This is a genomic window from Micromonospora sp. NPDC048894 (genome assembly GCF_040649765.1).
GTDB classification, from domain to species: domain Bacteria; phylum Actinomycetota; class Actinomycetes; order Mycobacteriales; family Micromonosporaceae; genus Micromonospora; species Micromonospora antibiotica.
The window spans coordinates 116867-130177 of the sequence record NZ_JBEZFY010000010.1 but is presented as its reverse complement, the minus strand read 5'-3'; the positions used below and the strand labels follow the sequence as shown (position 1 = coordinate 130177).

Sequence of the window (13311 nt, the reverse complement as noted above, 5' to 3'; positions counted from 1 at the left end):
GCTCAGCCGGCGTCGAGGCGGGTGACCAGCGAGTCGGTCATCGTGCCGAGGCGGCGGGCGGCGGCCGGGTCGAGCGTCGTGGTCGACAGCGGAACGGGTCTGCCCCGGTCGTTGGCGGTCAGGGCATCCGACGGTGGGTTGTCGATCCACGCCACGACGGGGCGGATCGACTTCCCGACCGGCCTGGCGACGACCGACGCCGCCCGGATCACCCCACGGATCGCCGCCGGCATGGTGGACAGGTCGCCGCTGCGGGTGAAGCCGGGGTGGTAGAGCACATACCGTGCCCGCGAGCCGGACCGCGCCGCGAAGTCCACCCCGAGCAGGTCGTTCGCCCGGCCGGCCTGCAACTGTGCGTCGACCATGCCGTACTTCCGGGTGAGCTGGAGGTCGTCCCAGTGGATCGATCCCCGGGTGATGCCGACCCCCACGACGTTGACGATCACCGGCTGTTCGGCGGCGTCCAGTTGGTCGCGTAGACCGTGACTGAGCAGGTAACGGCTCAGGTAGTAGAGCGCGAAGGTCTGCTCCAGGCCCTCGTCGGTGACCACCCGCCGGGGTACCGGCCGGTTGGCGAACAGTGCCAGGGCGTCCACCTTCGGCCACCGTCGCCTGATGGTGTCGACGACCCTGCGGGTCTCCGCCACCGAGCGCAGATCCGCCCGGAGGAAGTGCACCCGGCCGGAGAGCGCCCGCACGGCCTGCCCCTTCGCCGGGTTGCTGCCGATGGCGACGACCTCGTCGCCACGGCGGATCCGGGCTTCGAGCGTCGCCCGGCCCATGCCGTCGGTGCCGCCGCTGATGACCGTGACGCGCATGCCGCCCCTCCCTGCCGCTGCCGGCCGGTGACCCCGTCAGGCACCGGACGTCGACCGTGGATCGCGGACGGCACAATCCTCTTCGGGCTCGGCGACCGAGGGAAGAAGGCACTTTCATGTCCGTACCGCACACGGAGGTTCGTTCCCTGGTGGCGGCGGTCCTGCCGACGCCCGTGCCGGCCGACGAGTACGAGCACTGCCCGGTCACCGAGGTGCTGCGGCTACTCAGCGACAAGTGGTCGATGCTGGTGCTGACCCTGCTGGGCCGCCGGCCGTACCGGTTCAACGAGCTGCACCGCACCATCGACGGCATCAGCCAGCGGATGCTGACCCGCACGTTGCGGGGCCTGGAGGGGGCCGGCCTGGTGCTGCGGGACGTCCATCCCACCGTCCCGCCCAGCGTCGAGTACCGCCTCACGCCGCTCGGGCAGAGCCTGCTCGGTCCGCTGTCCGGCCTCGCCGACTGGGCGGTCCGCCACGGGCCCGAGCTGGCCGCCGCCCGGCACCGGGCCACCGTCCCCGCGTCGTCCCTGCCGCACCGCACGGGTCTCTGACCGGACCCACGCGGGCCCTCGCTGACCGCCCCGGCGGGACCGAGCGGGGCCCGACCAGCCGGTCGGGCCCCTTGACGTACTCCGGTGCGGGTGTTGCCGGTCGGGTCAGGCGGTGGTGGCGTGCCGGGCGCTCTTGATCGCCTTCGGGTCACTGGGCGAGCGGGGCGCGTCCGGGCGCAGCGCGATCATCCGCTCGCCGATCTCCTGGAGCTGGTTGCGGCCGAGCGCCTCCCGCACCTTGGGGAACCACTCCTGCTCCTCCTCCTCGACGTGGTGCTCGACGTTCTCGATCAGCACCGTGGTCTTGGCGACGAAGTGGTCGTCGGAGGCGTCCATCGCGGCCAGTTCGGCGCAGAGCACGTCGGCGACGTGGTGCTCCTCGTACGACTCCAGGATGTCGTCCTCCAGGTCCGGCAGGAGCTTGCGGACCTGCGGGTACATCACCTCGTTCTCGAGGTAGGTGTGGGTGGTGAGGGCTGCCACGATCTCGTCGACCACCTTGCGGCGGCGACTGGCCGGTCCCTCCTGCGCCTTTTCGAACTCGCGGAAGAGGCGGCGCATCTCCTTGTGGTCCTCTTTGAGCAGGACGATGGCGTCGGTGGACACCGGCAGACCTCCTTGATCGGCTGACGGCCATCCCGGTACCCCTGGGTGAGCTGCGGAAACGGATCGCGGTCGACGAATGTCCGGCAACCTCAGACGGTGGCGACGGTGTGCGGTATCTCGTCGAGCAGGTCGCGGGCGAGGAACCCGATCCGGCCGAACAGCACCACCTGACCGGCCGCGAGCCGGATCCCGGGCGCACGGTCGGTGCGGTCGACCGGAGTCCTCCGCCCGGCGGCCCGCCCGGTCCCCGCCGGGTCTGGGTGGAGGTGGACCGTGATCGGTGAGTCGATATCCTGCCCGGGTGGACGGCGAACGGCTGGCGGCATCACTCACCGGGCGGCTGGCCGGGCTGGAGTTCGTCGACCTGGGCACCGACGAGGTGACCGCGCTGATCATCGACGCCGTGCTGGTCTGGGCCGCCGAGCAGGGCTGGCGCTCATACCGTCGGGCGGCGAGCGTGCTGCCGCTGCCGCCGCCGATGACGGACCGCCACTCGGTAGTGGACGTGGCGTGTGCCCGCCGCGACGGCCCGCCGGTGGTCGTCGAGGTTGACCACACCGACCGGCGGCGTACCTGGGAGAAGCTCGCGGCGGAGGCCGACGCCGGCCGGGTCGCCCTCTGGGTGCGCTGGGGTCCGGGGCGGTTCGCCGTGCCACCGGCCCCGATCCACCTGGTCACCTGCGAGGTGGCCCGGCGGGCCGGGCCGGTGGGCGCGGGTCGCCGGCACCGCCGGACCCCGGGGCCGGCCCGCCCGGCACCCGCGCACTCCACCCACGGCGTCGACCCGGTGGTCGAGCCGTTGCCGCTGCCGCCCGTGGAACCCGGTTCCTGACCCGGCGGGCCTACTCGAAGCGGGTCGGGTCGCCCGCGCCGTAGCGGACGATCTCCGGCTCGTCGGCGGAGAAGTCGACCACGGTGGTGGGTAGGGTGCCGCACTCGCCGGAGTCGATCACCGCGTCGATCGCGTGGTCGAGCCGTTCCTTGATTTCCCAGCCCTGGGTCATCGGTTCCGTCTCGCCGGGCAGCAGCAGGGTGCTCGACACCAACGGTTCACCCAGCGCCGCCAGCAGCGCCTGCGCGACCGGATGGTCGGGGATGCGTACCCCGACGGTCTTCTTCCTGGGGTGCAGCAGCCGGCGCGGCACCTCCTTGGTCGCGGGCAGGATGAAGGTGTAGCTGCCCGGGGTGGCCGCCTTCAGCGACCGGAACACCGCGTTGTTGATGTGCACGAACTGGCCGAGCTGCGCGAAGTCCCGGCACACCAGGGTGAAGTGGTGCTTGCTGTCCAGGTGCCGGATCTCCCGGATCCGGTCGAGGCCGTCCCGGTTGCCCAGCTGGCAGCCGAGCGCGAAGCACGAGTCGGTCGGATAGGCGATCAGGCCGTCGCCGCGCAGCAGGTCGACCACCCGGGCGATCGTCCGTGGCTGCGGGTTCTCCGGGTGTACGTCGAGATAGATCGCCATGGCGGCGAGCCTAGTGGGGGAGTGGCGGCGGTCGCCGGTGAGCCCGGAGCACGTCGCGCGCCCAGGTCAGCATGTGGCAGCCGCCGTCGCGGCACTGGAAGCAACGGCGCAGGGGTGGCGGCCCGTCCGGTGCCTCGTGGTGCTGCGCCACCACCCGCTGCGCGGTCCAGATGACCAGGGCGGGCGTGACCGGTCCGTCGTCCATCGGCATGGGACCCCTCCGGGTACGGGCAGATCCGGGCACCGATCCCCGATCAGGTACCCGGACCGCTACCGGCAGCCCAGATGACTGATCGTCACGAGCTGCCACTTACGGTAGTGGTGTACAAGCATGAACGTCTAGGGACGTAGCTAAAGAACCTGCCTCGTCTTGGCTCGATTAGTTTCTTGCCATGATCGATCCAGACGGCCCGGTGCCGGTCTACCGCCAGGTGGCAAACATCTTGGCTGGTCGGATCAGCAACGGTGACCTCGCGGCGCATCGACCGATTCCGAGCGAAGCGGCGATCGTGCAGGAGTTCGGGGTGGCCCGGGGGACCGCCCGGCGTGCCGTCGCGGAGCTTCGCGAGCGTGGGCTGGTCTACACCGTGCCGCAGCGCGGCACCTACGTCGGGCAACCCGAGGCGTAGCCCTCCGCGTATCGCTGCGATCCGGTGAGCCGGCTCCGGGTGTCGGGGGTGGCCGTTACCGTGTGAGCGTGGCGACGGCGGCCGAGGAGATCCAGGTGGGGGAGCGGCTGGTCCGCGTCTCCAGCCCCGACAAGCCCTACTTTCCCGAGCGCGGGCTGACCAAGCGGGACGTGGTCGGCTACTTCCTCGCCGTCGGCGACGGCATCCTGCGTGCCCTGCGGGACCGGCCGACGATGCTGGAGCGCTGGCCGCGCGGCGTGTTCGAGGGGGCGAAGATCGGCACCCGGCAGGACAACCGGGGTGACGCCTTCTATCAGAAACGGCTCCCGGCCGGCGCTCCCGACTGGGTGCGCACCGCACACCTCACCTTCCCCAGCGGCCGTACCGCCGACGAGGTCGCGCCGGGCGAGCTGGCGGTGGTGATCTGGGCGGCCAACCTCGGCACCCTGCGGTTCCATCCCTGGCCGGTGACGGCGGCCGACGTGGAGCGCCCCGATCAGCTCCGGATCGACCTGGACCCGATGCCGGGGGTCGGCTTCGACCAGGTGGTGCCGGTGGCGCACGAGGTCCGGGCCTTCCTCGCCGAGCTGGGCATGGTCGGCTACCCCAAGACCACGGGCGGGCGCGGCCTGCACGTCTATCTGTCCATCGAGCCCCGGTGGAGCTTCGGCGAGTGCCGACGCGCGGTGCTCGCCCTGGGCCACGAGTTGGGGCGTCGGCTGCCCGACCTGGTCACCACCACCTGGTGGCGCGAGCAGCGGGACCGGCCGGTCTTCATCGACTACAACCAGATGGCCCGCGACCACACCGTCACGTCGGCGTACTCGATCCGGCCCACCCCGGCGGCGCTGGTGTCGGCCCCTCTGGACTGGGCGGAGCTGGACGACGCCCGCCCGGAGGACTTCGACGTGCTGACCATGCCGGCCCGGTTCGCCGAGCGCGGCGACCCGCACGCCGGCCTGGACGGCGACCGCTACTCCCTGGAGCCGCTGCTGGCCCTGGCCGACCGCGCCGGCCTGGCCGCCCCACCCGAACGCTGACCAACCGCGCCGGGCCGTCACTCAGGCCCAGGGGCTGCCGGCCCCGTCGAACTCGTCGAAGACCAGCCAGGTGCGGGTGGACAGCACCCCGGCGATGCCCTGCACCCGGCTGAGCACCACGTCCCGCAGGGTGGCGTTGTCCGGCGCGCGGACCAGCGCCAACACGTCGTGTTCCCCGCTGAGCAGCGCCACGTGCTCGATGTAGCGCACCCGGGCCAGCTCTGCCGACACCTCCCGCCAGGTGTTCTGCTGGATGGTCAACGAGATGTACGCCGAGGTGCCCAGCCCGGCCGGCTCGGGTGCCACCCGGGCCCGGAACCCGGTGATCACCCCGTCGCGCAGCAGCCGCTCCACCCGGGCGTACGCGTTGGTGCGCGACACGTGCACCCGTTCGGCGAGGGTGCGCATGGACAGCCGGCCGTCCCGGGTGAGTTCGTCGAGGACCCGTCGGTCCACCTCGTCCAGCGGCGTGACCGAACGTCCCGTTGCGCCCGGTGGGCCCGGCGGCGGGGTGGTCTGCTGGCTCATCAGATACTCCTCGGTAGGCCAATCGTCCCGCGTTCACCGGGAATGTTGAGTCAATCATCCAACGGCTGGAGCATAGGGCCACCACACGTCCAGGAGGTCCCCGCCGTGACGACCACACCCCAGGCGGTCCGCAGGGCATCCCCGCGTACCCGTCGACCGGCCACCCCGGTCGCCCCCGACCCCACCGCCGGCCTGCTCCCGCAGACCGCGCCGGTCCGGTTGCTCGACCCCGACGGCACCCCGTTGCCGCCCCGCGCCGACCTGCCCGAACCGCCGGTCGAGACGCTGCGCGAGATGTACCGGCGGATGGTCGTCGGCCGGCGCTTCGACGCACAGTCCACCGCCCTGACCAAGCAGGGCCGGCTCGCCGTCTACCCGTCCTCGCGCGGCCAGGAGGCGTGCCAGGTCGGCGCGGTGCTGGCGCTGCGCGACGACGACTGGGTGTTCCCCACCTACCGGGAGTCGATGGCGCTGACCGCCCGGGGCATCGACCCGGTCGAGGTGCTCACCCTGCTGCGCGGCGACTGGCACTGCGGGTACGACCCGACGGTGGTGCACACCGCGCCGCAGTGCACCCCGCTGGCGACCCAGTGCGTGCACGCCGCCGGCCTGGCCTACGGCGAGTCCTACCAGGGGCGGGACACGGTCGCGCTGGCCTTCATCGGCGACGGCGCGACCAGTGAGGGCGACTTCCACGAGGGGCTCAACTTCGCCGCCGTGTTCAAGGCCCCGGTCGTCTACTTCGTGCAGAACAACAAGTACGCGATCAGCGTGCCGCTGTCCCGGCAGACGGCCGCGCCGAGCCTGGCCTACAAGGGCGTCGGCTACGGGGTGCCCAGCGAGCAGGTCGACGGCAACGACCCCGTCGCCGTCCTGGCGGTGCTCACCCGGGCGGTGGCGCACGCCCGCGCCGGGCACGGGCCGTACCTGGTGGAGGCGCACACCTACCGGATGGAGGCGCACACCAACGCCGACGACGCCAGCCGCTACCGGGACCCCGACGAGGTCGAGGCGTGGCGGGACCGCGACCCGGTGGCCCGGCTGGAGGCGTACCTGCGCAGCCGGGGCGAGCTGGACGACGCGGTGGTCGCACAGATCGCCGCCGAGGCCGAGGCGTACGCCGCCGACCTGCGGGACCGGATGCACGCCCAGCCGACCGTCGACCCGCTGAGCCTGTTCGAGCACGTCTACGCCGAACCGACCCCGCAACTGGTCGAGCAGCGCGAGATGGTCCGGGCCGAGCTGGCCGCCGACGCGGAGGGGGACGCCTGATGGCCACCATGACCATGGCGAAGGCGCTCAACGCCGCGCTGGCCGACGCGATGCTCGACGACGAGCGGGTGCTCGTCTTCGGCGAGGACGTGGGACAGCTCGGCGGGGTCTTCCGGATCACCGACGGGTTGCAGGCCCGGTTCGGTGACAAGCGCTGCTTCGACACCCCGCTCGCCGAGGCCGGCATCGTCGGCTTCGCCGTCGGCCTGGCCATGTCCGGGCTGCGGCCGGTGGTGGAGATGCAGTTCGACGCGTTCGCCTACCCGGCGTTCGAGCAGATCGCCTCGCACGTGGCGAAGCTGCGCAACCGCACCCGGGGCGCGTTGAGCGTGCCGATGGTCATCCGGGTGCCGTACGCCGGTGGCATCGGTGGGGTGGAGCACCACTGCGACTCGTCCGAGGCGTACTACGCGCACACCCCCGGCCTGAAGGTGGTCACCCCGGCGACGGTGGAGGACGCGTACTCGCTGCTGCGGGAGGCGATCGCCGATCCGGACCCGGTGGTGTTCCTGGAGCCGAAGAAGCTCTACTTCGCCAGCGGCGAGGCTGAACTGCCCGCCCGTACCGCCCCGTTTGGCCGAGCCGTGGTGCGCCGTCCCGGCACCGACGCCACCCTGGTCGCGTACGGCCCGGCGGTGCCGGTGGCGCTGGAGGCCGCCGAGGCCGCCCGGGAGGACGGCTGGGACCTGGAGGTCGTCGACGTACGCACCATCGTGCCGTTCGACGACGCCACCGTCACCGCCTCGGTGCGCCGTACCGGCAGGTGCGTGGTGATCACCGAGGCGCAGGGCTTCGCCGGGGTCGGCGCGGAGATCGCCGCCCGGGTGCAGGAGCGCTGCTTCCACGCCCTGCACGCCCCGGTGCTGCGGGTCGCCGGGCTGGACATCCCCTACCCGGCGCCGATGCTGGAGCACACCCACCTGCCCGGGGTGGACCGGGTCCTCGACACCGTGGCCCGCCTGCAGTGGGACGACCGGCCCGATCCGCGCTGGCTGGCCCAGGGGAGCGCGGCGTGAGCGCCCGTACCGCCACCGGCACCCGGGTCTTCCTCCTGCCCGACCTCGGTGAGGGGCTGAGCGAGGCCGAGATCGTCGAGTGGAAGGTCGCCGTCGGTGACGTGGTCACCGTGGACCAGAGCGTGGTGGAGGTGGAGACCGCCAAGGCCGTGGTCGACGTGCCCTGCCCGTACGCCGGGCGGGTGGTCGCCCTGCACGGCGCGGCCGGTGAGACGCGCCCGGTCGGTCAGCCGCTGATCACCGTCGCGCCGGCCGACGGCGGCGACGAGCCCGCCGGGCACGCCACCTACCGCGAGGAGGAACGGGCCGGCTCCGGCAACGTCCTGATCGGGTACGGCACCGGCCACGGCGGCACCCGGCGGCGGCGACGCCCCCGGCTGACCCTGGCCCCGGAGCCGGCCGCCGCGCCCGTCGCGGAGCCGGCCGTCGGGCCCGTCCCCGTTGGCACCGTCGGCCCGTCGTCCGCGCCGAGGGTCCCGGCCGGCGCGGGGACGGACACCCCGGCCACCGGGGTGTCCACCGACGGCGTCGTCCCGCCGGCCGGAGGCGGCACCGCGCCGGCCGGCGGGACGGCCCCCCTGGTCATCTCGCCGATCGTGCGCCGGCTCGCCCGCGAGCACGGGGTCGACCTGGCCGGGCTGCGGGGCACCGGCCCCGGCGGCGTGATCCGCCGCAGCGACGTGGAGGCCGCCCTGACCACCGCGCCGCAGCGGCACACCGGCGACCCGGACCGGCCCGCCGCCGTCGCGGACCCGGCCCCGGCGGCGCACGTCGGGCCGGCCCCCGCCGAGGCGTCCGACGTGGTCATTCCGCTGACCGGCATCCGCCGGGTGATCGCCGACAAGCTTTCCCGCAGCCGTCGGGAGATTCCCGAGGTCACCATCTGGGTGGACGCGGACGCCACCGCGTTGCTGGCCACCCGGGCGGCGATCAACGCGGCCACCCCGGACGCCCCGGTCAGCGTGCTGGCCCTGCTGGCCCGGATCTGCCTCAGCGGCCTGCGGCGGTTCCCGCAGCTCAATGCGCACGTCGACACCGAGGGGCAGCGCATCGTCCAGTCGGCCGGGGTGCACCTGGGCATCGCCGCGCAGACCGACCGGGGCCTGCTCGTCCCGGTGCTACGCGACGCCCAGCGGCTGACCACCAGGGAGTTGGCCGCCGCGCTGGCCGAGACCACCGCCGCCGCCCGCGCCGGCACCCTGTCGCCGGCCCGGCTCACCGGCGGCACCTTCACCCTCAACAACTACGGCGTGTTCGGGGTGGACGGTTCCACCCCGATCATCAACCACCCGGAGGCGGCGCTGCTCGGGGTGGGGCGGATCGTGGACAAGCCGTGGGTGGTCGACGGGCAGCTGGCCGTCCGCAAGGTGACCCAGCTCAGCCTCACCTTCGACCACCGGGTCTGCGACGGTGGCGTGGCCGGTGGCTTTCTGCGGCACGTCGCCGACTGCGTCGAACAGCCGGCGTTGCTGGTGGCGAACGTCTGAGCGGTACGCCCGGAGCCGGTCACCCTGGGCGGGGTGACCGGCTCCGTCGCGCTGCCCGGTGTTCGTCCGGTTCCGGACGGGCCGGCGGTGGGCGGGCGGGTTTTCCGGTCGGTGGGCCGGGAAACCGCCGTCGGTCGCGAACCCGCCGCGTCGGTCGCGAACCCGCCGCCGAGAGGAGCCACCGTGCCGTACCAGGGTCTGCCCGTCGCCGTGCGGGACCGCCGTCCCCCCGTCGCCGGGGCACCGCTGTGGTGCAACGCCCACGACCACGGGTTGACCGGCGACGGGGTGACCAACGACCAGCCGGCGCTCGCCGCCCTGGTGGACCGGCTCGGTGACGGCTACGCGGCCGACGGGCGGGCCCGGGTGATCTGGTGCCCGCCGGGCATCTACTCCATCCGGGACGCCGGCACGGTGTGGCGCAGCGGGGTGTCGTTGATCGGCGCCGGCCCGGCGGCCACCCGGTTTCTGCTCAGCAACGAGGGCAACCGCACCGACCCGACGCCGCTGGCGTTCTGGACGGTGTTGCAGCACGGCGCGGACCGGGACCGGCACATCGCCGACTGCACCTTCGCCGACTTCGAGATCGACGGCTCAGGGGTGGCGCTGGCCGAGTACAACTACCTGGCCAAGGGGCTCGGTTTGCAGTACGTGGTGCGCGGGGTGTTCCGCAACCTCTACATCCACCACACCGGTGCGACCGGCCTGGGTTGCGACTTCCTCCAGGACACCCTGGTCGACGGGGTGGTGGTGGTCGGCTGCGGCCGGCTGGACAACGGTGAGCAGATGGGCGGCGCGGGCATCGGTATCGGCATCGGTGGCTGGGGCGACATGGAACGGCTCACCATCGCCAACTGCACGGCCCTCGCCAACGGCACCAACGGCATCTTCCTCGAACTCCAGAAGGACCACTGGACGCCGCCGCGTGGCTACCGGATCATCGGCTGCCACAGCCAGGGCAACCGCTTCGGCATCTCGGACTGGGGTGCCGACGGGCTGATCGTCACCGGTTGCACGATGACCGGCAACCTGGAGGCCGGCTACGACGTGTCCGGCAACGGCACCGCCGGGGTCGCCGGCCGGGGCGGCCTGCTCACCGACTGCGTCATCGACGCCAACGTGGGCGACGGGATCAGCGTGGGCAACACGCCGGGCCCGTACACGGTGCGGGGCAACCGGATCAGCAGCAACGGCGGTTACGGCTACCACCAGCACGATCTGGGTCGCGGCTATCCGCACCCGGCGCAGGACGTGGTGGTGGAGAGCAACGAGTTCTGGGGCAACGGCCTGGACGCCGTCCGGGTGGACCGGCCGATGACCGACGCGATGCTGCTCGACAACCGGATCCGCAACAACGGTCGGCAGTGTGCCGAGGCGTCCTGTGGCGGCGGCGAGTCGGTCCGCTACAGCGCCCGGTCCGTGGTCGACCGCTCGGCGAACTGGGCGCAGGACAGTCACCGGGGCAAGGTGCTGCGGGTCGGCTCCCGGGTGGCGGTGGTGGCCGCCAACACCGCCACCGAACTGCACCTCGCCCCGGTCCGCCCGGACGCCTACTCCGCGTGGAGCGGGGACACCCCGCTGCCGGGCACCCCGTACGAGTTGCCTGACGCGCCGCCGACCCGGGCCGGCATCGCGATCGACGCCGCGTTCGACTCGGCGACGGTGCGCGGCAACCGGATCTGGGACAACCATCCCGAACGCACCCAGACCCACGGGCTCTGGATCACCTCCCGGGGCAGTTGTGTCTCCTGCCGGGTGGAGGACAACGACCTGGCCGGTAACGCGGTGGCAGCCATCCGACTGGACACCCCGCCGGTCGGTGGGCGGTGGAACCGCAACCACGGTGACCAGGACTGGGACTGACTGTCCGTGCCGCCCCGACGCGGTCGATCCCGGACATCCGGTGCCCGTCCGGCCCGTCCGGCATCGATGGGGTCGATAAGGCCGGCCGTTGCCCGCCCGGTTCCCCGAAAGCGTGACCCGGCCCGAGAAACGCCGTACAGAATGTGGCCAAGGGGACGGGGAACGGGGGGACGGGAATATGGACGTGAGGCGGCGATTGACGCTTCTGGCGGTGACCATCGCAGCCACACCGCTGGTCCTCGGCGGGTGTACCGCCGAGCGGAAGCCGGCGGCCGGGGCGGCGCCCGGTGGGCCGGCGGCCCCCACGGTGTCGGTGACGCCGGCCGATCGGGCGAAGGACGTACCGGTCAGCGCGGAGGTCGGCACCACCGTGAACAACGGGCGGGTGACCAGTGTGAAGCTCACCGACGACAAGGGGAAGTCCGTCGCCGGGGAGCCGCGGGAGGACGGGTCGAGCTGGGTGCCGGCGGCCCCGTTGAGTGGTGGCCGGACCTACACCGCGGAGGTGACCGCGACCGGTGACGCGGGCCGCACGACCGTCGGGCGCACCACGTTCACCACGGTGGCGAACACCACCCGGTCGGCGTTGACCAGCGTGCTCTACTTCGCCGGCAACCAGACGTACGGCACCGCGATGCCGGTGACGGTGGCGTTCGAACCGGCAGTTCCCACAGCGGCCAGAGCGGCCGTGCAGCGACGGTTGTTCGTGAAGACCGATCCGCCGCAGCCGGGCACCTGGTCGTGGCTGGAGGACGGCAGCCAGGTCTACTACCGCGCGCCCGACTTCTGGCGCAGCGGGACGACGATCAGTGTCCGGTCCGCGCTGGAGGGGCTGCCGATCGGCAAGGAGTACGTCGGTGATGCCGACCGGCGGTCCACCTCGAAGATCGGCCGGCAGGTCGCCCTGGACATCGACAACGCCACCAAGCAGATGTCGGTCTTCCAGGACGGCAAGCTGGTCCGCAGGATCCCGGTCAGTCTCGGCAAGCCGAGCACCCCGAGTTCCAGCGGCAAGATGGTGATCATGGAGAAGCACCAGCAGACCCGCTTCGACACCCGGGGTGAGCCCGACGGCGGCTATGTGGTCGACGTCGAGGACGCCCAGCGCCTCACCTGGGGCGGCGAGTTCATCCACGCCGCGCCGTGGTCGGAGGGGGACCAGGGCTACACCAACGTCTCGCACGGCTGCGCCAACGTGTCGTCCACCGCCGCCGACTGGCTGATGGGCGTCACCCAGGTCGGCGACCTGGTCACCGTGAAGGGCACCGAGGTGCCGCTGCGGCCGGGCAACGGCTGGACGGCCTGGAACACGGGCTGGGCCGAGTTCGCCAGGGGCAGCGCGCTGCCCGTACCGCCGGGGTTGAAGCCGGCGCCCGCCACCAGCCCGCCGCATCCGGGGGTGGTCGCCGGTGGCTCGTCGCCGGCTCCCGCGCCGTCGGCCAGCGGCGGCTGACCAGGCCCGGGCAGGTGTGGTACGCCGTGGTCGGCCCGTCACGACGGGCCGACCACGGCGTACCGCGTGGGTCCACCCTGAGGAGGAGTCAGGGTCAGCTCCGGGGCGACCCTGGGACTACCCGGAAACCCGCCTCTGGCAGGGCGGAAACGTCGGAGGTGGGGGCTAGATTCGGGGCATGACGCAGGGAGAGGACCGGTTCCACGTGCGGCTCCGGGTGGCCGACGACGTGGTCGAGGTGCGCGTGGTGGGCGAGATCGACATCGCCACCGTCGGCGAGTTCCGGGTCGCCCTCTGGGCCGCACCGGTCCGTCCGCTGCTGCGGCTCGACCTCTCCGGTGTCCGGGTGCTCTCCGCCGCCGGGGTGCGGGCGTTGGTCGCCGCGCACCTGCGGGTCCGGGCCCGGGGCGGCGAGCTGGTCGTGGTCGACCCCGATCCGGTGGTCGCCCGGGTGCTGCGCGCCACCGGCCTGCACCGGATCATCGCGGTCCGGCACGGCGACGCCCCGGTCGGGGTCACGCACCGCCCCCTGGCCGCCTGCGCCTGACCGGCCACGCGCCCGCCCGCCTGCCCGCGTCGTAT

General features: G+C 72.9%; 15 protein-coding genes. 10 read left to right on the top strand and 5 right to left on the bottom strand.

The annotated features are described in order from the left end of the window. Positions 1-2 precede the first annotated feature (2 nt). Positions 3-818 carry an SDR family NAD(P)-dependent oxidoreductase gene (locus AB0C22_RS21985; RefSeq protein WP_357536737.1) on the bottom strand — a complete coding sequence of 272 codons (816 nt, stop codon included), beginning with the start codon at positions 816-818 and terminating at the stop codon, positions 3-5. A gap of 116 nt (positions 819-934) precedes the next feature. Between AB0C22_RS21985 and AB0C22_RS21980 the strand changes: the two genes are divergently transcribed. Continuing rightward, positions 935-1372: a helix-turn-helix domain-containing protein gene (locus AB0C22_RS21980; RefSeq protein ID WP_357536735.1), complete on the top strand. Its 438-nt coding sequence runs from the start codon at positions 935-937 to the stop codon at positions 1370-1372. 105 nt (positions 1373-1477) lie between these two features. On the opposite strand, the gene AB0C22_RS21975 is transcribed toward AB0C22_RS21980, so the two are convergent. Next, on the bottom strand, positions 1478-1978 hold the full coding sequence (locus tag AB0C22_RS21975; RefSeq protein ID WP_219462405.1) for a hemerythrin domain-containing protein: 501 nt from the start codon (positions 1976-1978) through the stop codon (positions 1478-1480). Between the two features lie 301 nt (positions 1979-2279). Here AB0C22_RS21975 and AB0C22_RS21970 point away from each other — a divergent pair, with 301 nt between their 5' ends. Beyond that, positions 2280-2810 carry a hypothetical protein gene (locus AB0C22_RS21970; RefSeq protein WP_357536733.1) on the top strand — a complete coding sequence of 177 codons (531 nt, stop codon included), beginning with the start codon at positions 2280-2282 and terminating at the stop codon, positions 2808-2810. A gap of 10 nt (positions 2811-2820) precedes the next feature. Here the strand turns inward: AB0C22_RS21970 and AB0C22_RS21965 are convergent, their stop codons facing one another. Together AB0C22_RS21965 and AB0C22_RS21960 are read right to left on the bottom strand one after the other, a co-directional pair. After that, positions 2821-3441, bottom strand: coding sequence for an L-threonylcarbamoyladenylate synthase (locus AB0C22_RS21965; RefSeq protein WP_219462400.1), 621 nt, complete (start codon positions 3439-3441; stop codon positions 2821-2823). A gap of 10 nt (positions 3442-3451) precedes the next feature. Next, positions 3452-3646, bottom strand: coding sequence for a hypothetical protein (locus AB0C22_RS21960; RefSeq protein ID WP_219462398.1), 195 nt, complete (start codon positions 3644-3646; stop codon positions 3452-3454). A gap of 187 nt (positions 3647-3833) precedes the next feature. On the opposite strand from AB0C22_RS21960, the gene AB0C22_RS21955 reads away from it, so the two are divergent. Further along, the gene (locus AB0C22_RS21955; protein WP_204922898.1) at positions 3834-4070 is read left to right on the top strand and encodes a winged helix-turn-helix domain-containing protein; all 237 of its coding nucleotides are present in this window, start codon (positions 3834-3836) and stop codon (positions 4068-4070) included. 68 nt (positions 4071-4138) lie between these two features. Next, positions 4139-5110 (top strand): DNA primase small subunit domain-containing protein, encoded by a 972-nt coding sequence (locus AB0C22_RS21950; protein ID WP_219462397.1) that lies wholly within the window; start codon positions 4139-4141, stop codon positions 5108-5110. 21 nt (positions 5111-5131) lie between these two features. Here the strand turns inward: AB0C22_RS21950 and AB0C22_RS21945 are convergent, their stop codons facing one another. Further along, a complete protein-coding gene (locus AB0C22_RS21945) occupies positions 5132-5638 on the bottom strand; it encodes an Lrp/AsnC family transcriptional regulator (RefSeq protein ID WP_219462394.1) in 507 nt (168 codons plus the stop codon). Between the two features lie 72 nt (positions 5639-5710). Here AB0C22_RS21945 and pdhA point away from each other — a divergent pair, with 72 nt between their 5' ends. The 6 genes from pdhA (at position 5711) to AB0C22_RS21915 (ending at position 13276) form a co-directional block, all read left to right on the top strand. Then, positions 5711-6910 (top strand): pyruvate dehydrogenase (acetyl-transferring) E1 component subunit alpha, encoded by a 1200-nt coding sequence (gene pdhA, locus AB0C22_RS21940; RefSeq protein ID WP_219470002.1) that lies wholly within the window; start codon positions 5711-5713, stop codon positions 6908-6910. Further along, positions 6910-7926 carry an alpha-ketoacid dehydrogenase subunit beta gene (locus AB0C22_RS21935; protein WP_219462392.1) on the top strand — a complete coding sequence of 339 codons (1017 nt, stop codon included), beginning with the start codon at positions 6910-6912 and terminating at the stop codon, positions 7924-7926. Before pdhA ends, AB0C22_RS21935 begins: the two co-directional genes overlap by 1 nt. Continuing rightward, positions 7923-9413 (top strand): dihydrolipoamide acetyltransferase family protein, encoded by a 1491-nt coding sequence (locus AB0C22_RS21930; RefSeq protein ID WP_357536729.1) that lies wholly within the window; start codon positions 7923-7925, stop codon positions 9411-9413. The genes AB0C22_RS21935 and AB0C22_RS21930 overlap by 4 nt, the downstream gene beginning before the upstream one ends. A gap of 183 nt (positions 9414-9596) precedes the next feature. Then, complete coding sequence (locus tag AB0C22_RS21925; RefSeq protein WP_219462388.1) at positions 9597-11276, top strand: right-handed parallel beta-helix repeat-containing protein; 1680 nt, start codon at positions 9597-9599, stop codon at positions 11274-11276. A 178-nt stretch (positions 11277-11454) separates the two neighbouring features. Continuing rightward, positions 11455-12729, top strand: a complete 1275-nt coding sequence (locus AB0C22_RS21920; protein ID WP_357536727.1) for an Ig-like domain-containing protein — start codon at positions 11455-11457, stop codon at positions 12727-12729. Between the two features lie 178 nt (positions 12730-12907). Further along, positions 12908-13276, top strand: coding sequence for an STAS domain-containing protein (locus AB0C22_RS21915; protein ID WP_208570693.1), 369 nt, complete (start codon positions 12908-12910; stop codon positions 13274-13276). The last annotated feature ends 35 nt before the right edge of the window (positions 13277-13311 follow it).

What these genes read in the sequence shown, in the direction of transcription:
- AB0C22_RS21955 (WP_204922898.1), top strand. Translation starts at nt 3,834, where the DNA reads ATGATCGATCCAGACGGCCCGGTGCCGGTCTACCGCCAGGTGGCAAAC.
- AB0C22_RS21980 (WP_357536735.1), top strand. Translation starts at nt 935, where the DNA reads ATGTCCGTACCGCACACGGAGGTTCGTTCCCTGGTGGCGGCGGTCCTG.
- AB0C22_RS21920 (WP_357536727.1), top strand. Translation starts at nt 11,455, where the DNA reads ATGGACGTGAGGCGGCGATTGACGCTTCTGGCGGTGACCATCGCAGCC.
- AB0C22_RS21965 (WP_219462400.1), bottom strand. Translation starts at nt 3,441, where the DNA reads ATGGCGATCTATCTCGACGTACACCCGGAGAACCCGCAGCCACGGACG.
- AB0C22_RS21960 (WP_219462398.1), bottom strand. Translation starts at nt 3,646, where the DNA reads ATGGACGACGGACCGGTCACGCCCGCCCTGGTCATCTGGACCGCGCAG.
- AB0C22_RS21945 (WP_219462394.1), bottom strand. Translation starts at nt 5,638, where the DNA reads ATGAGCCAGCAGACCACCCCGCCGCCGGGCCCACCGGGCGCAACGGGA.
- AB0C22_RS21915 (WP_208570693.1), top strand. Translation starts at nt 12,908, where the DNA reads ATGACGCAGGGAGAGGACCGGTTCCACGTGCGGCTCCGGGTGGCCGAC.
- AB0C22_RS21935 (WP_219462392.1), top strand. Translation starts at nt 6,910, where the DNA reads ATGGCCACCATGACCATGGCGAAGGCGCTCAACGCCGCGCTGGCCGAC.
- AB0C22_RS21985 (WP_357536737.1), bottom strand. Translation starts at nt 818, where the DNA reads ATGCGCGTCACGGTCATCAGCGGCGGCACCGACGGCATGGGCCGGGCG.